Raw genomic sequence first — 19,592 nt, 5'->3', positions numbered from 1 at the left:
GGATATTTTTATCTTCTTAAAGTAGCAACCAATCTCTTTGGAAACAAAAAAAGCTCCATTGCTTCATTTATATCTTTACAAATGATATCACTTGATAAAAGTGCATCTTTGGAGCATCCCTCATCTCCCATGACAGATATGGCGATAATAGCATCTTCAAGCATTTGCTTGTCATTGTTACCATTTCCAAAGGCTGCTGTTATGTCTCTTCCCAAGATATTTATAAACTCAGCTTTTTCTTTTGTATGGTCACTGCTCAATAGTACTTTGACTTCTATATCAAAATCCTTCAACTGTTCTTTAACGGTACCAAATGTATCTGCGGTTATAACAAAAACATTGAATTTTTCACAAATTTCATAAAGCAATTCTTCAGTTTTGACTGACATATAGCCATCTTTTGCTAAAGTACCATTGTAGTCAAAAACTATATTTTTTATCTCCATCTTTTTAAAATTGGGTATATCTACTATCATTATACTACCTTCAACGGCTTTCCATCTCTTTGGATAACTTCGCCTATAACGGCACTGTAAATATACCCCTCATCTTTTAATGCACCTACTAACATATCGGCTTCATTTTCACTAACTGCTATCAAAAGTCCACCTGATGTTTGAGCATCAAAAAGAAGTATATCACTATCTTTTTCCTTTGCAAAATCAACTTTTTTACTTACATAGTTTTTGTTAGCATATGTTCCACCGGGGATGATGCCCATATCTGCCAAATCCAAAGCACCGTCGATAGTAGGTACTTTGTCTCTAAAAACTTTTATGCCGGTTTCATCTGAAGTCATCTCAAGCATATGCCCCAAAAGTCCAAAGCCGGTTACATCTGTACAGGCACTTACATCAAACTTTTGCATAACTTTTGAAGCTTTATAATTTAACTGTGCTAACAAACTTGTTATATGATTTATCATTTTATCATCTATCATGTCAGCTTTTAGTGCGGTTGTAAGTATGCCAAGTCCTAACGGTTTTGTTAGCACTATAACATCGCCTTCTCTTAGAGTGTTATTATGATAAATCTTACTTGGATGAACCATGCCGGTTACACTAAGTCCGTAAAGCATCTCAGGAGTTTTTATGGTGTGTCCTCCAACCAGTGCCCCACCACACTCATTAAGTTTGCTTTTTGCACCCTCTAACATGAGATTTAAAACTTCTGCTGTATGATTGCATCCGTCAAATCCCACTACATTCATAGCTGTTAAAACTTTCGCACCCATAGCAAACACATCACTAAGTGAGTTAGCCGCTGCAATTTGCCCAAAATAGTAAGGATCATCAACTACTGGGGTTATGATATCAACCGTTTGAACTATCGCTTTATCTTCATCAAGTTTAAAAACAGCCGCATCTTCATTGCAGTCAAGTTTTGTTAGTAAATTTTCATTATCGCAAGTTAAACTGCCAATAGCATGAGTTAGCTCCTCCGGAGCCAATTTGGCTGCTCAACCTGCTGCTTGAACATACTTTGTTAGTTTGTAACTGTTATCCATCTTTCTCATATATATCCTCCAACTCTATCCTAATGTTACCGATTCACTGTTTAAAAGCATATCAACACTGTCATAAGCATTGCCTACTTCACCTACTTTAAGATCATTTGCGGCAATCTTGTAAAAATTGAGACAAAGCCCACAACTGTAGATATTTACCCCTCTTTTTTCTAGTTCTTTTAAACTCTTAATAAGATCTAAATTTTCCTCTTTTGTAGTTAAAAAAACTCCTTCGTTTACAAAAACTATATTTTTAGGAAGTACTTTAAACTCCAATATAGTCTTTAAAAAACTTTTCATCAAAGTTTTACCAAGTTCTCCTGCTCCTATCTTATCACTCTTGACAAAAACGGTTTTATTTAAAAAATCTTCCTCTTTTTTTGGTATTATAGCACACTCATACCCTTTTATGATAGTTACTATACTTTTACCATCTTCCTTTTCTTCTACTCTGCTTTCATATCCTTGCTTTGAGGCAAATCTTTTTATATTTTCTATACTTGAGATAGAATTTACCAAAACTTCAAGTATAGAGTCATCCTCAAGCTCTTCCAAAGCTTTTTTTGTTCTTAAAACCGGCTCAGGGCAAGCTAAATCACAACAATCTATCTTCATATCTTTCTCCTGTTAAATTTCTTGACATATTTCATATCCAGCCAATGCGGCACCGATAGAACCCATAAGTTGAGGTTTATCAGAAACAAGTATCTCTTTTTCCAACTTTTGCGAGAGCAGGTGTCTTAAAAAAGGATTTAAAGCACCGCCTCCGCTAAAAAATATATAGTTACTCTTTGTGGCAAATCTTTTAGCCATCGAAGAGAGCCTTGAAGCTATAGAGGAGTGGATTCCATAGCATATATTTGCCGCGCTCTCTTTTTTTGCCATAAGAGAAATCACTTCAGATTCTGCAAAAACCGCACACATACTTGATATCTCAAGCTCTTTGTCAGCTTTAAAGCCCAATTGTGAAAAAGTCTGCATATCAAGCCCCATCCTGTTTGCCGCAATCTCCAAAAATTTTCCTGTTCCCGCTGCACATTTGTCATTCATCCTAAAGTCAACAAAACCTCCGCTACCGTCAAGTTTTATAACTTTACTATCCTGTCCTCCCAAGTCTATAACAAGATCTGCATCTTTACTGAAAAAATATGCTCCTTTTGCATGAGCCTTTATCTCGCTTATAACAGGGCAGGAAAACTTTTCTTCTATCATATGCCTGCCATAACCGGTAGCTACAAGCATCTGCACATCTTTATCTTTTAAAAACTCTGCTACAATCTCATCTTGGTCTATGATAGTCGGTATGACACTGCTATCTACAATGTTAGCATTTTCATCTATACCGGTTATCTTTGTATAAGTTGAGCCTACATCAACACCCCAGTACATATCTAATCTATCCCTTTAAATTTTCTTGCTTTTTTCTTAAAAGATATGCTTTCTAAAAATGCCTCTACCCTTGTTTTTATCTGCCCCATATCTTCGCTTGAGTAATCAGACTCTATCTTCAAACAAGGTATCCCCTCTTTTTCCAAAGCTTCCAAGACTAAGTGTGATTCAACATTGTAAGTATGGCAAAACGAGAGAGTATAGTATATAACTCCATCAGCTTGCCTATCCTTATACATCTTTAAGATTTTTTCAACTCTTGGAACATTAGGAGTAAAGCAGGCACAATCAACCTTAGAGTATCTTTGCATCAATTTTTCCATCATTTTTTCTTCACTATCCACATTGCTTATATCTATATTGTCTTTGTAGTATCTATGCCCTATGCATGACTCTTCATTGATGATAACTCCGCCACAACTCTCAACACTACTATGAAGTTTCCAGTTTGGCAAGGCAAAAGGTGTTCCAAGCACCATAAGTCTTGGTGTATCTTCCTTGCATACACTTGTTTTATCTCTTATCCTTTGTTCTAACTCATCACAAAGTTCATTTAATTTTTTTGTAAATCTCACAGGATCATCCATAAAGCTTATCTGAGTTATCAAAAGAGCATCTTTCCCACTGATAGGTATAACCTCGGGATACATTCCTCTTAATTTATCAAGTCTTAAAAGAGCAGATCTTTTTTCATTGATGATTCTAACACCATCTTTTATCTCATCAAGGGTTAACTTCCTCCCAATCACCTCTTCTATATGCTCTTTAAACTCCACTATCTCACCTTGCCACATATTTAAGTCCTTATCTCTTTTCATATGTGGTATACTCATAACATGCACAGGATGATGCTTGTCAAGTATCTCCCAAGTCTTCTTTTTAGCTTCACAAGTAGTTTCACCATATATAAAATCAGCTGATTGAGTATATGGACAAGTTCGTTGTAGTTTAAAACCAAATGCAGACTTGATAAGAGGACAAATATTTCTTGGAAGTTCCGTTTCGGCTTCAGGTATAGTCATATTTGCTCCGCCGCAAAGACCATAACAAGTTCCTCCCGCTCCAACTACTATCTCTTCAGGCACAAAGATACAAAAAGTTCCGACAGCAGGTTTTTTCTGCTCTTTTAGTCTGTTTATTTCGGCAATTCTTTCACCATGTATCTCACTCATAAACCAGTCAAAATACTCCATACCCTTTGGTCTATTTTCTTGAGATAAAAACTCCGATACAAACATCTCTCCTACCGCATTCAAAAGTTTTTCGTGGCGAGGGATATCTATATCCAAACTTTTCAGTAAATCATCATATTTACCTGCACTCATAATAATCCTTCAAAAATTATTTGCTGTAGAAAAAAAGCAGTTGAATAAGTAGAGAAAATTGTAGAAAATGCCTTATTCATGTGTGCCTAAACCTTAGGCTGTTACAGCATATTTGAAATTGTACATCTTTTTTGTTTAAATAAAAGTAAAAATTACTTTACTTTTATCTGTAGAATTTATAGAGATAAGCCATAATTTTAGAATTTTCTAATTTTCTCTAAAATTATGGCACTATATAAAAATTGCTTGATATACTTATGCTAAAATTTCTTTTTTGAAACTTCTTCATTTATCTTTATGGAAATTTCCTCAAGCATCTTTGATAATTTTGTTATTTCTTGAGAAACTGTTGTATTTGATGTTTCTATCTCTTTAATCTCCTCCATAGTTTCTCCTATGTCATTCATCTCGCTTCCTCTATCTTCTATGGAAGTTACTATTTCATTGACAGACTGGGTTAATGTTGAAATATTTGCATCTATCTCAGCAAGAGATTTTTGAGTTCTCTCTGCTAATTTTCTTACTTCATCCGCAACTACCGCAAATCCTCTTCCATGCTCTCCTGCTCTTGCAGCCTCTATCGCGGCATTTAAAGCCAAAAGATTAGTCTGATCAGCTATATCTTGTATAACAGATACAACATTTTTTATATCATTTGCCTGCTTGGAAACCTCACTTGATTGCTCTACAGATTCATTAAGCCCCATTCTTGATTTTTCTATAAGATCATTTATCTTGATCACTACATTACTCTCTTCTGCCATAGAATCATCAAGTTTGGCTATATAGTTATTTAACTGCTCTTTTAAATTATTGAGCTCGATAGAGTTGTTTTTATTGACTTTTAACATATCAACTATTACATTTCTTAGTAAATTGATAAGTTTTTCAAGCTCTCCTGAAGGATTATCTATCTCATTGGTAAAATCATATTTTGCAAATTTTTCAAGTATTTTTTGTATGTTGATTAAATCTTTTCCTATATTTTTTTTGAGTATGTTTATCATATCATTAAAAGTATCTCTCAAATTTTGAAGATCTTTGTTGTTAGAATTTAGAGAGATAGCTGTATCCAATTTCCCTGATTGTACATCTTGGGCAACTTTTTTTATCTCATCTATCAATCTTATCTCCTCATCTGCATACTCTTTTACATGAGATATACTTTCATTGATTTCATTTGCGATAAAACCTATCTCATCATTTGATTGTAAATTTATATGCTCTACACTATTTTGTTCCCTTTTTAAGTACTTAAAGAAGCTATCTAAACCATCTCTTATCTTATCAAGAGGATTTATGATATATCTTGTTGATAATATTTTTGTTAATAATCCCACAAATATAAATATAATCAACATAAAAACCAAAATTGTTACTATCGAACTATATAACTGCGATGAAGCATTATCATCAAAGTTATGCAATACAGATTTCACATCCTTTAGATATACACCTGTTCCTATGACCCATCCCCAAGGTTTAAACAACTTTACAATAGATAATTTTTCTTCATATTTTTTTGATTTAGGATTATAAAATGTATATCTTATATATGCAAAATCTTTTCCACTTTTCTTTAGAGCATTTACACCAAGTTCTACAAAAGGAACTTTTGGAGTATTGACAAATACCTTCCCGTCAAACTGAGGTTTTATCGGATGCATTACCATCTTATAATTCATATCATTTATCCAAAAGTAGCCGCTTTTTCCATATCTTATATTTTTTATATTTTCCAAAGCTTCTTTTTTTAACATTGGAGTAACATCACTTAGATATGCTCCTGTCCCTATGACCCAATTGTACGGTTTAAAAAGTTTTACCAAAGATACTTTAAATTCATATCTATTTGTTACTTTGTTGTAAAATTTATATTTTATGATTGCTTCGCCATTTTTACTCTTTTTGATAGCATTTACACCAAGTTCTACAAAAGGAACTTTTGGGGTATTGACAAATACTTTCCCGTCAAACTGAGGTTTTATCGGATGCATTACCATCTTATAATTCATATCATTTATCCAAAAGTAGCCGCTTTTTCCATACAAGGAGTGTTTTACTATATTCTTTAACTTATCTTGAAGCTCGTTTTGAGGCATTACATCTTTATTTTGATTATAAATTGCATTTAAAAGGTTGAAAAGTTGAGATGAATGTTTATATAACGACCCTTTTACAACTTCCTCCATTTTTTTGGGATTTGCTCTTTCATAGTATGTTTGTAAAATATGATCAACTATAGTAATCTTATTTTTAAGTTCAGATTTCTTGATATCCATTATAGTTTTTTTAGATATCTGTGCATTCGTGCTTGTAATACTCTTGATGCTAAATACTGTCAATCCAAGATATAATAATGAAATCAACACAACACTACCCATAGTTAAAAATAAAATTTTTTTTCTAATTGATAAATTGGAAAACATTTTCTTTCCTTTAAATTTTTATGGCGAGAGGGTGGAGGAATCGAACCTCCCTTCGCGACTGACACCAGCACGAACAGACGGGTTTGAAGCCCGCGGTGTCCACCAGGATCACATACCCCCCAAAGTTTATGAAATTATACAATAAAAAAGTTAATTTTTCTTTACTTTAGCCTATTGTTCAGTACTCTGATACTTAAAAATATCATGACGGATATCACTATCATATCGGCTGCAACGGGAGCTGAAAACTTTAAGCCATAATTGTTAAATCTGTCATATATCAAAACCGGTGCTACCATAGGGTGATATGCTATGATAACAACAGCACCAAACTCCCCTAAAGCCCTACTCCACATCATTAATGCCCCGTTTATGATATCACTTTTTGCCATGGGTAAAACTATGGTAAAAAATGCTTCAAATCTACTAGCTCCCAATGTCCTTGCCACATTCTCATATCTTTTATCAATCTTTCTAAAACCCTCTTTTGCACCGTTTATCAAAAATGGAGCTGATAAAAACATCATGGCACTCATAATACCGGTCGTCGCATCTATAAAATCAAGGTGAAAAAAAGCTAAAAATCTTTGCATATACCCACTGCCGTATGCTATCAAAAGAGCTATACCGGCTGCCGTGTGCGGAACCATGACCGGGATATCCAAAAGCGATTCAAGGAAAGATTTTCCAAAAAATTCATACTTTGAAAGCAGATATGCCAAAGGGATACCCGTTATCATAACAAAAAGAACTCCATAAAACGCAACTCTCAAGGTTAACAATATACTCCTGTAAACCTCAGGTTCTACTATGCTTTTACTCATCCCCATCAAGCCGACACTACTAAAAAGCTTCACTAAAGGAATGGTTAAAAACAAAATGATCAAAGAACCTAAAAATACAAAGAGTAGTAAAAACCACTTATCCCTAAAATTTTTAATTTTTAATTTTACATTTCTCATTCAAATAACCCGTATATCTTTTTCATCTATGCAAAGCATACACTCTTTTCCCTCTTCAAGTTCAAGCCTGTCAAACATATTTTTGGGAACTTTTGCAAAGACAACCCTTTTCTTGACTTTTGCAAAAACTTTGTAATGATCCGTTATATCAAGTACATTTTCAATCTTACTTTTATAGCAAAAATCTTTATCACTTTTTTTATAAGAAAAAAGTATCCTGTTTGGATCGACACTATAGTATTTATCCTTTCTTTCGTCTTCAAAATCAAAGAATGAACCTTTGAAGATATTTTTAAACCCGAGGAATTTAGCAACTTCTATACTTTTTGGTCTATTTAAAACATCGTTTGCTTTTCCTATTTGTAAAATTTTTCCATCGAGCATCACTGCGATCCTATCGGCCAAAAACGATGCTTCTTTAAAATTGTGTGTTACATGTATAACGGTGATATTGTACCTTGAGGTTATATCTTTTAACATTTTCATTATAGAACTTCTAAAAGTAGGATCGACTGCACTCAAAGGCTCATCAAGAAGTAAAAGTTTCGGCCTTGAGTAAATGGCTCTAGCTATGGCAACTCTTTGTTTTTCTCCGCCGCTTAAATGCTTCACGTCTCTTTTTAACAACTCTTTGATATGCAAAAAACCGACCAAATCTTCAAAAAGTTCCTCTGAATTTTCTATCTTTTTATATCTCGCGCTGTATTTGATATTTTGTTCTACATTCATATTAGGGAAAAGCATAAAATCTTGATAAACAAAACCAAAATTCCGCTTTTCAGGAACAAGGTCTGTTACCTCATCAAAGTTACAATAGATATTACCTTTCATACCCTTTTTCAAACCGGCAATTGACTCAAGTAGCATCGTTTTTCCGCTTCCGGTTTTTCCAAGAATTACAAAGTATGAGTTGGTATCAACTTCAAAGGAGATCTCCCCAAGAGTAAAATTCCCCTCTTTTAAAAAAAGATTTTTTACTCTCAGCATTACTTGAGTATACTCTTGTCACCGGTTATAACGGGTGGATTTATCACACCTTGTCCGTTTTCTAGCATTATCTTTTGTCCCTCTTTGCTTAAGACAAATTCGACAAATTTCACTGCACCCTCTTTGTTTCTTGGTAGGTTATGTTTGCTGTTTTGAACTATGGTTATACCGTATATCATAGGGGCCCCTTTTTTAACTATCCATGCTCCAGGCTTTTTACCGGTAACTTTAAAACCAACCTGTTTATAATAATCAGCGTATTTTTTACTTTTTAAACTAATTTGTGGAGGTAAGTTTATATACTTTAAACCATGTTGAACGGCAACCGACTTATAGATATATAGATAATCATAAGCACCGGCTTCCAAAAGTCCTAAAAGATCAGTCTCTTTTGGTCTCACTATCACTTTGTCTTTTTTTTCTTCACCATTTTGATAACTTTGTCCGTATCCAAAAAGTTTTTTGAAAAAACCGGGTTTTTTATAGTAAATTTCAGCCAATTTTGTTACAAGCATACTTCTATATCCGCAAGGATCAAGGTTTGGATTGGAATGACCTACTTTTACGCCTTTTTTCAAAAGGATATCCGTCCAGTTATTTTGATTTATCTCGTTTGCGTACTTTGATTTATCAGTATATGCTATCACCATTTCATTTGTTGCAAAATGTGCATCAAACTTTGCAAAATCAGGTATCAAAAGATTGTCTATAACCTTATATGCCGCACTTGCCATCACATCGGCAGGTTTACCTATATCTGTTATCTTCCTGGCACATGCCCTGCTTCCCGCGGCTTCTCTGACCACATCATACATAGGATATTTTTTTTCAAAAGCTTTCTCCATCGCACCAAAAGGAACACTCAAACTCCCCGCATGAAACACCACTATCTTCTCTTTGGCAAATCCAAACATCACAAACAAACTAAAAATTAAAATTATCTTTTTCATTTCTCACCCTCATTTTTCATTTTTCATTACTAATTTTTAATTAAAAAAACTTCTACCTCATCACCTTCTCTAACTTCGCTAATGCCTTCTTTTGTTATCATCAAAGCATTGCTTTCAAAAAGAGGCAAAAGCATACCTGAGCCTATTTTGTTGTCTCTTGTTACTGTAAAATCACCATTTTCTACTTTTCCAAGAACTATATTTGTCCTGTTTGGTCTAAATTTAAACTGCTTTTTGTTGATAGCTTTTATGCTTTTTAAGTTATAGTTCCTATCCCCTTGAAGTTTTAAAAGCACCGATATTGAAAGCACCATCACATTTAACATAGTTGTTAGAGGATTGCCGGGCATCGCCATCACAAATGTTTTATCCATTTTTCCCATCATGGTAGGGCGACCGGGCTTTATGTTGACTCCATGAAAAAACTCTTTTAAACCGTTTTTCAAAAATGCCTCTTCCAAAAAGTCAGCATCTCCCATACTGATACCACCTGTTGTGATAATCACATCATAACTTTTTAATTTAGATATAAATTCAACCGTCTTATCCAAATCATCCGGAATAAGTCCAACATAATCAGGCTTAAACCCATACTCTTTCAAAAGTGCGATGATAGCTGAAGAGTTTGCATTGTATATCTCATCTTCACTTGCTTCTTCCCATGGCTCTTTTAGTTCATTGCCCGTAGATGCAACCGCTATGGATATATTTTTATATACTTTTAGTGTCGGTATCCCTTGGGCTGCCAAAAGGGCAATAACAGATGAAGTTATCCTCTCACCTTTTTGAAAAAGCAATTCACCTTTTTTAAGCTCTTCACCTTTTAGCCTTAAGGCATTTCCTTTTTTTATGGAAGTCGGTACTTTTATATAAGCTTCATTTACTTCCAAACAATCCTCTATAGCTACAATAGTATCAGCGTCGCCTGGAACTTTTGCTCCTGTCATTATCTTATAACACTCGTTTGCCTTTAACATCTCTTTTGGTTCGTCGCCTGCGTATATAGTAGATACGATTTTTAACTCATTTCCTATATCTTCATGTCTAAAAGCAAAGCCGTCAAGTGCGGAATTGTTAAATGAAGGAACATTTTTTTTGACTATTATATCTTCAGCCAAAACTCTATCTAGTGAGTTAGCCAAGAAAGTTATTTCGCCTGATAACTCTTTGTTAGCATTTTTTAGTGCCTTTACTAAGGCCTCTTTGTATGACAAAACACCTAATTTTTTCAATCCTTACCTCCTCTTGGTTTTAAAAACAGTTCTTTAAATCTTTCATTGGCGAACTCTTCTATCTCTCTTTGTAGCTGTTTATACTTGGTTATATATTCTGTGGCTTTTGGGGTTAGCTTTGTCCCACTGTTTTCACCGTTGCCTTTTTGCGTGATCACTAAAACATCATCGAGATTTTGTTGAAGCAATTTTATATGAGACCAGGCTTTTTTATAATTCATTTCAAGATTTTCCGCTGCTTTTGCAATAGAGCCTGTTCTTTCTATCTCAAGTAGTATTTCGGTTTTTCCCTTGCCAAAAAGCAACTCTTTTCTTTGATTTTCCATCCATGTTTTTGTTTTTACATAAAGTCTCGTTCTCTTTTTCTCTTTAAAGCAACCAAGTTCACAGTAGGTGACATCTATATTTTTTACTTCCAAAGTGCCTCTTACTGTTTTAAGTCCAACACCTTTTGCAGTATCCCTTGCGACTTTACATATGACTTTATTGTCTTCATTCAAGTAAGGTTTGAGTCTATCGTATACTATTTTTGAATATTCACCTTTTTCAAGCTTACCGAACTGTCCCAGTCCACAGTCGGTTATCCTTATACCCATATCTTTTGCTTTTTTCCCCACGTCCCCTATAGGTATTTTGGTTTTGGCTGATACTTTGTACGCATCCGCGCATGTCAACTTTCCTTCACTGTTTAATGTATCTTTTATAGCATCTTCCAATCTCATAGCACTATCCTCCCCGGATTTCTATAGATATTCATACTTTTTCCTCTTACAAAACCTATCAATGTAAGACCGAATTTTTCAGCTATCATTACTCCTCGGCAAGTTGATGCCGTTCTTGAAGCAAGTATAGGTACCTGATGTACCACGGCTTTTGCCACCATTTCAGAACTCAGTCTCCCGCTTACCATCAAAAATGAATTTGTTATATCATATCCTGCCATCAGAGCTTTTCCTACGGCTTTATCTATAGTATTGTGCTGAGCTATGTCCTCTCCAATGAAGTAGGTATCTTCATTTATATAGATTTTAGCGGTATGTACGCATCCTGTTTGTTCATAAAGGGGGCATTGTCCATAAAATGTCTGCATTTCATCAAACAGCAAGTCAGCTTTTATGGAAAATTCCGTGGTCAGGACTTTTGCATCTATGGATTTGGGTGATATGTGTGTACTCTCGGCTTTACCGCATCCGCTGACTATCACGCCTTCACTGTTTAGTTTTTTCATGCTTTTTTCATCTGTTTTGGCTTTTACATATACTTCATAGTTTTTTTCATCTTCCGTTTTAATTTGCATATCATATATATCATCTGTTTTTTGTACGATATTTTCTCCTATGATATACCCCACAACCAACTCTTTTATATCCATCGGCACTGCCATCATGGAAACTATCTTTTTTTCATTGATAATGATATCAATCTTAACTTCTTTTATGACACTGTCTTCTACTTTGAACTTCTTCCCATCTTTTATCTTGGTTACTTCCGTTAAAAAAATCGGCTCCATCATATTTCCTATATATTTACTTCTTTGGCATTGAGACAATATAAATATGCTATTTTAGCATATTTTAATATAAAAAAATAGTCCGTGCCGCCTCTTTTAGTTAAGGAGGTATCATAAAGACGGCACGAAACTATAAACTTATTTTTTCTCTTTTTTCATAAGTTTTTTATAAAACGAACTGTGCAAATACTTCAACTCATCCTCACTTTTATATCCACTTATCATGCTATCTAGTGATCCTTTGATAGCAAATATGGACATATAAAGATGCGTTATAAACAGAGCTGCTACAGCCATTCCAAGAAAGTTATGAACGATAACTGCGATCCTGTTTATATCTATCTGATCAAGACCCAAGCTATTTACAAAAGCTATATCAAAATCCTGAAAGTACATAACAGCACCGCTTACGATCATAACAAATCCACCAACCGTTGCAAGCCAAAACCACATTTTTTGACCTGCGTTAAATTCACCCGCGGGCACCTCCACTTTCTTTTTTGTCAAATATCCACCGGCTATGAAAAGCCACTTTATGTCGTCAAATGACGGGAGCATAGGTATAAGCCACATCAAGAACATAGGAATTACCGCCAATAAAAACAGTACACCTCCTATATCATGAAGGTATCTGGCAAACAGTACCAGATCTCCTCCGCCAAGATACTTTCCGTATATCATCATAAATCCTGTTGGAACAATGATGACAAAAGCAATGGCGGCTATCCAATGTATCACTCTCTTAAAAAGAGAAAATATATAAAATTTTTTTCCCTCATGAGAAAATTTCTTTGGGCCTATAATCAAATAGTGTAAAATAAACACCAATATAACTCCGATGGCTATACTGCCAAAAAGCAGTCTAAACCAGTGGACTTGCAAATATGTAAAAAGTTCACCCCAATTTTGATAATACAAAATATTATGCAAAAGTTGTGGGGAGTTTAAATGACTCCCCGAAAAGTGAACCTGTTTGGCATTTTCAACCAACGGTACTTTACCTATGAATTCTCTGGCATTAAGTAAAACTGCACCAAAGAGAAATAATATAAACTTTTTCATAGGTAATCCTTTAACCTTTATAAGCTGTACTCCAGCCATATGGTACACCAACTACACCTTTTCCTCTTGAAAACACTCTTTTTCTATAGACATCCGCAACTTCAGTCGCGTCACCTACTACAAGAGCATTTGTTGAGCAAACAGCAGCACACATAGGTACTTTACCCTCAGCAATCCTGTTTTGACCGTAAAGCTCTCTCTCTTTTATAGAGTTTGTAGGCTCAGGACCGCCGGCACACATAGTACACTTATCCATAACGCCTCTTGTTCCAAAAGCACCGTCTCTTGGAAATTGAGGAGCACCGAACGGACATGCATACAAGCAGTATCCGCAGCCTATACACTTTTCTTTATCATGTAGAACTATACCGTCAGCTCTTATATAAAAGCAGTCAACCGGACATACTTGCTCACAAGGTGCGTCGGTACAGTGCATACATGCTACTGAAACACTGTACTCTTCTCCCTCTATTCCTTCGTTGACTGTTACAACTTTTCTTCTACTGATACCCACCGGAAGCTCATTGCCCTCTTCGCAGGCAACAGTACATCCGTTACACTCTATACATCTGCCTTCATCGCAGTAAAATTTCATTCTAGCCATTTCACACCCCCTACGCTTTCTCTATGCGGCATAAGCCGGCTTTTGTTTCAGGGATTTGAGTAATGATATCATATCCGTAGTTTGTGACAGTATTGGCTGCTTCGCCTATACTGTAAGGCTTGGTGCCCTCTGGATAATTTTTACTCAAATCAACACCCTGCATTACTCCAGCCCAGTGGAATGGCAAGAATATCCTGTCTTCACTTACCGAGTAAGTAAATCTTGCTCTTACTTTTATCTTCGTACCCTCAGGTGAGTGTACCCACATCATATCGCCGTCTTTGATACCATGTTTCATTGCTAAGTTAGGATTGATATCGCAGAACATTTCAGGGTTATGCTTGGTAAGATACTTGGAGCTTCTCTCTATAAGACCGGCACCACTGTGAGTAACAAGCCTTCCTGTAACAAGATTGAGAGGGAACTCTTTTGACCAATCTTTCTTTTGAACGGAAGCATATCTTGTATCAACTCTGTATTGATTTGTTTTATCTTTATATGTTGGATACTTCTTGGTCAAGTCAAATCTTGGAGTATGAAGCGGTTCTCTGTGCATTGGTATCTTGTCAGGGAATGTCCATACTATGGCTCTTGCTTTTGCATTACCGTAAGGTGCAACACCTGCTTTTAGAGCAAGTTCAGCTATCTCATCACTGATATCCACTTTCCAGTTTTTACCCATTGCGGCTTTTTGAGCAGGAGTGAGCTTGATTCCAAGAACTTTTTCTATATTGTCTTTATTAAGCTCAGGATATCCTCCTTGTACTTTTGCTCCTTTGATGGTTGCTCCATCACCCGCCAATTGGCTTACGCCGTCATGAACTAGACCAAATCTGTTTCTAAAGCCCATACCACCTTGATTTACACTCAAGTTGGTATCATAAAGTATAGGGCTACCACTGTGTTTGGTTGTCCAACATGGCCATGGAAGCCCATAATACTCGCCTTTCATAGGCCCCATACCGGCGATTGTAACCGGGTTGAACATATGCCAGTTTTGTTGATGTTTTTTTATTCTGTCATATGTCCAGCCGGTAAGTCCGATCGTTTTAATGGTTCTAGCTATCTCATTTATGGCATCTTTTGGCCAAGAGTAACTATCTTTCGCTTTTACGAGCTTGCCGTGTTTTTTGTCGGCTCTTAATTTCATTCCGGCTACAAACTCATTGAAAAATCCGAATTTTTTAGCAAAAGCGAACATTATCTCTTCATCCGTTTTACTCTCATACATCGGATCTACAACTTTACTTCTAAGTTGAGCGGATCTGTTAGTAGCTGTTACTGTGCCTTCACCTTCAAACTGAGTAGCAGTCGGGAGGATATAAACTCCGTCTTTTTTATTTGTAAGTATAGCAGCTTCATTTGCAAACGGTTCAGCAACAACTATAAGTTCGAGCTTATCGAGTGCTTGTTGTACGCTTGCTTGTCTGGCTATGGAAGTTATACCGTTTCCTTGAACCCAAAGGGCTTTTATAGGAGCACTTGTATGTATAGGATCTTCTTTGATAACACCTTCATACCATCTTGCAAGTGTAAAACCTTTGGTATTCATCCATTTTTTGGATTTGAACCTTCCTTTAATCCAGTTATAATCAACTCCCCACTGTTTTGCAAAATATTTCCAAGAACCGTCACTTAAGCCATAGTATCCAGGAAGTGAGTGAGAAAGACAACACATATCGGTTGCGCCTTGAACATTGTCATGACCTCTTAGGATATTACATCCGCCTCCGGCTCTTCCCATATTGCCAAGTGCCAACTGAAGGATCGGGGCCATTCTAGTGTTGGATGAACCGATACTGTGCTGAGTTAGTCCCATAGCCCAGATAAGAGTTCCCGGTTTTCTTGTAGCAAATGCTCTTGTGATTTGATAAAGTATTTCCTCAGGCACTCCGGTTACATCCGCTACTTTTGCGGGAGTCCATTTTTTTGCCTCTTTTATAACTTCATCCATTCCATAGACTCTATTTTTGATAAAGTCTTTATCTTCCCAGCCGTTTTTGAAAATGATATGAAGCATTCCATACATGAACGGTATATCCGTTCCCGGTCTTATATGGGCATACATATCAGCTTTAGCGGCAGTTTTGGTATATCTTGGATCTACAACTATAAGTTGAGCATTGTTGTGCTCTTTTGCTTTTAGAAAGTTTTTAAAACCAACAGGATGGTTAACCGCAGGGTTTGCTCCGAAAATGATAATGGACTTAGCATTTTGGATATCTCCAAGGTGGTTTGTCATAGCGCCATAACCCCATGTATTCGCCACACCGGCGACTGTTGCACTATGTCAAATTCTAGCTTGGTGATCTATATTGTTCGTACCCCACATTGCGGCAAATTTTCTAAAGTAGTAGGATTGCTCCGTACTTATCTTGGCCGAGCCTAAAAACATCGCTGTATCAGGACTCTCTTTTCTAAGCTGAAGCATTTTATCACCTATCTCGTTGATAGCCTGATCCCAGCTGATGCGTTGCCATTTACCGTTTACTTTTTTAAGCGGATGCTTAACTCTTTTTGCACTTTTTACAGTGTCAATAGAGTCAATACCTTTTGAACAGTGACCCCCTTGTGAAAAAGGATGTTCCTGCGCTACTTCTTGTCTTACCCAAACACCGTTTTGTACTTCAGCTATGATACCACAGCCTACTGAACATGTCGTACAAACGGTTTTTACCAGCTTTGAGCCCGGATATGGATCTTTAACCTCTTCTTCAGTCGCATTTCTAACGGCATTGCTGCCTGCAACCAAAGTTGTTCCTACAGCTGCACTTCCTAGTGCCGCCATTTTGAGAAAAGATCTTCTTCCGGTACGCAAAGACAGTTTATCTAACATATCTTTACTCATACCTTACCTCCTTTAAGATGCTACACTATAGTACTCTCTCCAATGAGATGTCTTTTTATAAAGAATCTCTTTTTTTGGAGAGTATCCGACTACAACGCCGTTTGAACCTTGAACTTTTGAAGGCCGTTCGTTTGCCAAAGCCGCACTTGCCGTAGCAACCGCAGCAGAGCCAACAAGAGCTTTCTTCAAAAATTCTCTTCTTTTGCTTTGCATCTTTACTCCTTTATACAAATTTATCTCAATGCCAATTAGAGATAACGAATACTTCCACAAAAGTATCCGCTATCCCCAATTTTTCATTTTTAATTTTTAATTTTTAATTATTTTAAACTTCCTCCTCCACATCACCGCCTTCTTCCAATACGCACTCAACGATATCCTGTGATTTTTTTCTTTTGTTTTCAAGTCTTCTTTTGGCTTCGGCATCCGATATGAAGACTTCTTTTTCTTTTGTTGATTTGATTTTTTCTTTTGGTTTATTGATGCCCAGATATACTCTTTCAAACTCTATGAAGACTTTAAGCAAAAGTGCGACTTCTTGATAAAATGCAGAATTTTCATGCATATAGACATTTTCTATGAATTCATCTACGAATTCATTTAAAACATTTCTAAAGACTTCTCTTTCCAAAAATGAAGATTTTTCATCTCCGGCTGCTTCATCTTGTACCAATTTTTGCATAAAAGAGAGTATGAAGCCTATATCATCTTCCAAATCACTGTATTTTTCATCATCTCTTCTGTATCTTGACTGTAAAACATAATCAACCATTATGGCTCTTTTTTTGCCGTCATCCCTCTCTTCTTCATAAAATGATGCCGTTGTAGGGACAGGATCACTACTTAAGTCATAAAATATACCGTCATATTCGCTTTCTAGCATTTTCAAACCGACGGTGTTGATGATAGAGAGCATATTTGAAAGTGCTTTTTTGGAGTTTTCATCAATCGGATTTTTCAAAAGAAGCTCTATGGTTTCCTTAACACCTTCAAACCTGTTTTCAACCTGCACAAAAGCGAACAGGGAACTAAACAGTCCATAGTAGACGGCTCTGGCATTGTCTATAGCTTTTTTTTCATCTTTGTTCATTATTTTTTTCCTTCTATTTGGGCTTTTAGCATCACTTTTGGTTTACAGCTTTCACAACAGTAAAGAGTTCTTATCTTTGCTTCATCTCCACCGAACATAGGCGTCATCATCTCAGCGATTTTCATAACCGCTTTTTTTGGAGCGAACTCTTTACCACACTCCACACATTTAAACAATTCATCTTTAGCCATGATCACCTGCTTAAAACTCTCAGGTCTAAGCTCAAAACTATCTCTAACTACACTTATACAATCACTCTCAGGACAAACAACTTCGCAATATGTACAATCAGTACAAATTGATGCGTTAAACCTAAGTGAATTATCCTCAGGATGAGCAGTCAAAGCTTTTACATTGCATGCTCCCACACAACTTAAACAGAGTGTGCAGTTATCTTCATTTATGATGACTTTGCCATAATGGATATATTCATTTTTATTTTTATATATGCCTAAGTCTTTATCTCCCACTAAAAAAGATAGTCTAGCTGCAAATATCTCTCTTTTTTTCAATCCCAGCTCATTTATGGAGTATCTGCTGCCCTCAATGAATTTGGCAACTTGCAGACTTTCAGAGAGTTCATTTTTACTCATAGCTACCAAGACGGCATCCACCCCGTATGCTCTTTTTGAGATATCGTTTACCATCTCAAGAGCGGCATTGCTTCCTTTTGAGAGAAAATCCGTATAGAAAACTACCTGGGCTCCGCTTTGCTGGAACAAAGAGAGAAAATGAGCTTCATGTAAAAATTTTCTGCCTCCTACGACCAAAGGTAAAACTTTCGGAGGAAGCTTTACTTCTAGATTCTCTATATCCATAACTTCAGGAATCACAAGTATCTTGTAATCTTTTAAAAGATTGCTCGCTTCATATACATACTCTCTTGGAGTTGCCGCAAGGTCAAGTGCGCCTGAGGGGCAAACACTGATACAACCTCCACATGTCTCACAATCCTCATCACTGAATTTCAACTCTTTTTTTTCATCTATTTTCAATATTGCGTTGGTAGGACAGATATCGGCACAATCTCCACAGATATCTCCTCCTTCTTTTAATGTTCTTCCTTTATATTGACAAATATCAGGGTTATAATTGACAGCTTTTTTATAAATGAAATGCTTTCTGTTTTGTCTTACTTTTTCTATGACATTCTCAAATCCGTCTTTTACAGGATCAAAGACTCCGTTTTGTTTAAATGCAAACTTTGGTGCGTTAAACCATATCATTTGATCTACCGATAAAGGAGTGGTTTTTCCGTTTCTCTGTAGATATACCTTCAACTCTCCAATGGTTCCTTCTATCTTGGATACGGATTCACTTCCGGCAAAATAGAGATCAAAATCATCACTTAAAAATTCCTCTATTTGAAGAAGTTCCTCTTTTTGACCTACAAGCAACAGCTTTTCACCTATCTCTTTTTCATTTTCAAAGTCAGTTGCATAGTCAAGTTTGATACTTCTTATCTCATATAGTTTTTCGATATTTTTTATCATGTCGGGGATCGTATCTTGGGTATTTTTGATGTAAAAGTTAATTTCCGGCGCATAAACTTCCGCTTCAACTTCTTTTGAGTTTGATATTATACAAGTTTCATTTACTTTTTGCGGATCATCAATGATTTTTATATTTTCATTTAGTGGAAAGTCTAATTTTTCGGGGCTATAATAAACATATTCATTCATTTTGCACGCCTTTTT

At 35.9% G+C, this 19,592-nt stretch carries 18 protein-coding genes, 1 tRNA gene and 1 pseudogene; all 20 read right to left on the bottom strand.

What is annotated here, in order from left to right:
- Positions 1–8: 8 nt before the first annotated feature.
- Positions 9–476 carry an HAD family hydrolase gene (locus ACZ47B_RS09630; RefSeq protein ID WP_464894317.1) on the bottom strand — a complete coding sequence of 156 codons (468 nt, stop codon included), beginning with the start codon at positions 474–476 and terminating at the stop codon, positions 9–11.
- A complete protein-coding gene (gene selD / locus ACZ47B_RS09625; RefSeq protein WP_464895726.1) occupies positions 476–1,507 on the bottom strand; it encodes a selenide, water dikinase SelD in 1,032 nt (343 codons plus the stop codon). The genes ACZ47B_RS09630 and selD overlap by 1 nt, the downstream gene beginning before the upstream one ends.
- Positions 1,508–1,531: 24 nt before the next feature.
- Complete coding sequence (yedF, locus tag ACZ47B_RS09620; RefSeq protein WP_464894316.1) at positions 1,532–2,122, bottom strand: sulfurtransferase-like selenium metabolism protein YedF; 591 nt, start codon at positions 2,120–2,122, stop codon at positions 1,532–1,534.
- 12 nt (positions 2,123–2,134) lie between these two features.
- Positions 2,135–2,896, bottom strand: a complete 762-nt coding sequence (locus ACZ47B_RS09615; RefSeq protein ID WP_464894315.1) for an acyl-CoA dehydratase activase — start codon at positions 2,894–2,896, stop codon at positions 2,135–2,137.
- Positions 2,897–2,898: 2 nt separating this feature from the next.
- Positions 2,899–4,221, bottom strand: a complete 1,323-nt coding sequence (locus tag ACZ47B_RS09610; RefSeq protein ID WP_464894314.1) for a double-cubane-cluster-containing anaerobic reductase — start codon at positions 4,219–4,221, stop codon at positions 2,899–2,901.
- A 260-nt stretch (positions 4,222–4,481) separates the two neighbouring features.
- Positions 4,482–4,928: a methyl-accepting chemotaxis protein gene (locus ACZ47B_RS09605; RefSeq protein ID WP_464895725.1), complete on the bottom strand. Its 447-nt coding sequence runs from the start codon at positions 4,926–4,928 to the stop codon at positions 4,482–4,484.
- Positions 4,929–5,696: 768 nt separating this feature from the next.
- A pseudogene (locus ACZ47B_RS09600) lies at positions 5,697–6,503 on the bottom strand (cache domain-containing protein); the annotation flags it as partial.
- A gap of 168 nt (positions 6,504–6,671) precedes the next feature.
- Positions 6,672–6,771, bottom strand: a tRNA-Sec gene (locus ACZ47B_RS09595).
- A 40-nt stretch (positions 6,772–6,811) separates the two neighbouring features.
- Positions 6,812–7,612, bottom strand: coding sequence for an ABC transporter permease (locus tag ACZ47B_RS09590; protein WP_464894313.1), 801 nt, complete (start codon positions 7,610–7,612; stop codon positions 6,812–6,814).
- On the bottom strand, positions 7,613–8,599 hold the full coding sequence (locus tag ACZ47B_RS09585; protein ID WP_464894312.1) for an ATP-binding cassette domain-containing protein: 987 nt from the start codon (positions 8,597–8,599) through the stop codon (positions 7,613–7,615). It abuts the gene before it with no gap.
- Complete coding sequence (gene wtpA, locus ACZ47B_RS09580; RefSeq protein ID WP_464894311.1) at positions 8,599–9,549, bottom strand: tungstate ABC transporter substrate-binding protein WtpA; 951 nt, start codon at positions 9,547–9,549, stop codon at positions 8,599–8,601. The genes ACZ47B_RS09585 and wtpA overlap by 1 nt, the downstream gene beginning before the upstream one ends.
- 29 nt (positions 9,550–9,578) lie before the next feature.
- Positions 9,579–10,781, bottom strand: a complete 1,203-nt coding sequence (locus ACZ47B_RS09575; protein WP_464894310.1) for a molybdopterin molybdotransferase MoeA — start codon at positions 10,779–10,781, stop codon at positions 9,579–9,581.
- Positions 10,778–11,503, bottom strand: coding sequence for a winged helix-turn-helix domain-containing protein (locus ACZ47B_RS09570; protein WP_464894309.1), 726 nt, complete (start codon positions 11,501–11,503; stop codon positions 10,778–10,780). Before ACZ47B_RS09570 ends, ACZ47B_RS09575 begins: the two co-directional genes overlap by 4 nt.
- Positions 11,500–12,291, bottom strand: a complete 792-nt coding sequence (fdhD, locus tag ACZ47B_RS09565) for a formate dehydrogenase accessory sulfurtransferase FdhD (RefSeq protein WP_464894308.1) — start codon at positions 12,289–12,291, stop codon at positions 11,500–11,502. The genes ACZ47B_RS09570 and fdhD overlap by 4 nt, the downstream gene beginning before the upstream one ends.
- Positions 12,292–12,429: 138 nt before the next feature.
- The gene (locus ACZ47B_RS09560) at positions 12,430–13,353 is read right to left on the bottom strand and encodes a formate dehydrogenase subunit gamma (RefSeq protein ID WP_464894307.1); all 924 of its coding nucleotides are present in this window, start codon (positions 13,351–13,353) and stop codon (positions 12,430–12,432) included.
- Between the two features lie 10 nt (positions 13,354–13,363).
- A complete protein-coding gene (fdh3B, locus tag ACZ47B_RS09555) occupies positions 13,364–13,957 on the bottom strand; it encodes a formate dehydrogenase FDH3 subunit beta (protein WP_464894306.1) in 594 nt (197 codons plus the stop codon).
- 10 nt (positions 13,958–13,967) lie between these two features.
- A complete protein-coding gene (locus ACZ47B_RS09550) occupies positions 13,968–16,805 on the bottom strand; it encodes a molybdopterin-dependent oxidoreductase (protein WP_464894305.1) in 2,838 nt (945 codons plus the stop codon).
- Positions 16,806–16,817: 12 nt separating this feature from the next.
- A complete protein-coding gene (locus ACZ47B_RS09545; RefSeq protein WP_464894304.1) occupies positions 16,818–17,018 on the bottom strand; it encodes a twin-arginine translocation signal domain-containing protein in 201 nt (66 codons plus the stop codon).
- A gap of 112 nt (positions 17,019–17,130) precedes the next feature.
- Entirely contained in the window at positions 17,131–17,895 is a 765-nt protein-coding gene (locus ACZ47B_RS09540) for a TorD/DmsD family molecular chaperone (protein ID WP_464894303.1), read from the bottom strand.
- Positions 17,895–19,577: a 4Fe-4S dicluster domain-containing protein gene (locus ACZ47B_RS09535; protein ID WP_464894302.1), complete on the bottom strand. Its 1,683-nt coding sequence runs from the start codon at positions 19,575–19,577 to the stop codon at positions 17,895–17,897. The genes ACZ47B_RS09540 and ACZ47B_RS09535 overlap by 1 nt, the downstream gene beginning before the upstream one ends.
- Between the last annotated feature and the right edge of the window lie 15 nt (positions 19,578–19,592).

The sequence above is a fragment of the Thiofractor thiocamini genome (assembly GCF_055384375.1).
Note: the sequence above shows the minus strand (reverse complement) of the source record. Positions and strands in the feature narration are given on the sequence as shown.

Excerpts from the sequence above, each read along its gene's own strand:
- ACZ47B_RS09630 (WP_464894317.1), bottom strand. The coding sequence starts at position 476 with ATGATAGTAGATATACCCAATTTTAAAAAGATGGAGATAAAAAATATA.
- yedF (WP_464894316.1), bottom strand. The coding sequence starts at position 2,122 with ATGAAGATAGATTGTTGTGATTTAGCTTGCCCTGAGCCGGTTTTAAGA.
- ACZ47B_RS09615 (WP_464894315.1), bottom strand. The coding sequence starts at position 2,896 with ATGTACTGGGGTGTTGATGTAGGCTCAACTTATACAAAGATAACCGGT.
- ACZ47B_RS09610 (WP_464894314.1), bottom strand. The coding sequence starts at position 4,221 with ATGAGTGCAGGTAAATATGATGATTTACTGAAAAGTTTGGATATAGAT.
- ACZ47B_RS09605 (WP_464895725.1), bottom strand. The coding sequence starts at position 4,928 with ATGGGGCTTAATGAATCTGTAGAGCAATCAAGTGAGGTTTCCAAGCAG.
- ACZ47B_RS09590 (WP_464894313.1), bottom strand. The coding sequence starts at position 7,612 with ATGAGAAATGTAAAATTAAAAATTAAAAATTTTAGGGATAAGTGGTTT.
- ACZ47B_RS09585 (WP_464894312.1), bottom strand. The coding sequence starts at position 8,599 with ATGCTGAGAGTAAAAAATCTTTTTTTAAAAGAGGGGAATTTTACTCTT.
- wtpA (WP_464894311.1), bottom strand. The coding sequence starts at position 9,549 with ATGAAAAAGATAATTTTAATTTTTAGTTTGTTTGTGATGTTTGGATTT.
- ACZ47B_RS09570 (WP_464894309.1), bottom strand. The coding sequence starts at position 11,503 with ATGAGATTGGAAGATGCTATAAAAGATACATTAAACAGTGAAGGAAAG.
- fdhD (WP_464894308.1), bottom strand. The coding sequence starts at position 12,291 with ATGGAGCCGATTTTTTTAACGGAAGTAACCAAGATAAAAGATGGGAAG.
- ACZ47B_RS09560 (WP_464894307.1), bottom strand. The coding sequence starts at position 13,353 with ATGAAAAAGTTTATATTATTTCTCTTTGGTGCAGTTTTACTTAATGCC.
- fdh3B (WP_464894306.1), bottom strand. The coding sequence starts at position 13,957 with ATGGCTAGAATGAAATTTTACTGCGATGAAGGCAGATGTATAGAGTGT.
- ACZ47B_RS09545 (WP_464894304.1), bottom strand. The coding sequence starts at position 17,018 with ATGCAAAGCAAAAGAAGAGAATTTTTGAAGAAAGCTCTTGTTGGCTCT.
- ACZ47B_RS09540 (WP_464894303.1), bottom strand. The coding sequence starts at position 17,895 with ATGAACAAAGATGAAAAAAAAGCTATAGACAATGCCAGAGCCGTCTAC.
- ACZ47B_RS09535 (WP_464894302.1), bottom strand. The coding sequence starts at position 19,577 with ATGAATGAATATGTTTATTATAGCCCCGAAAAATTAGACTTTCCACTA.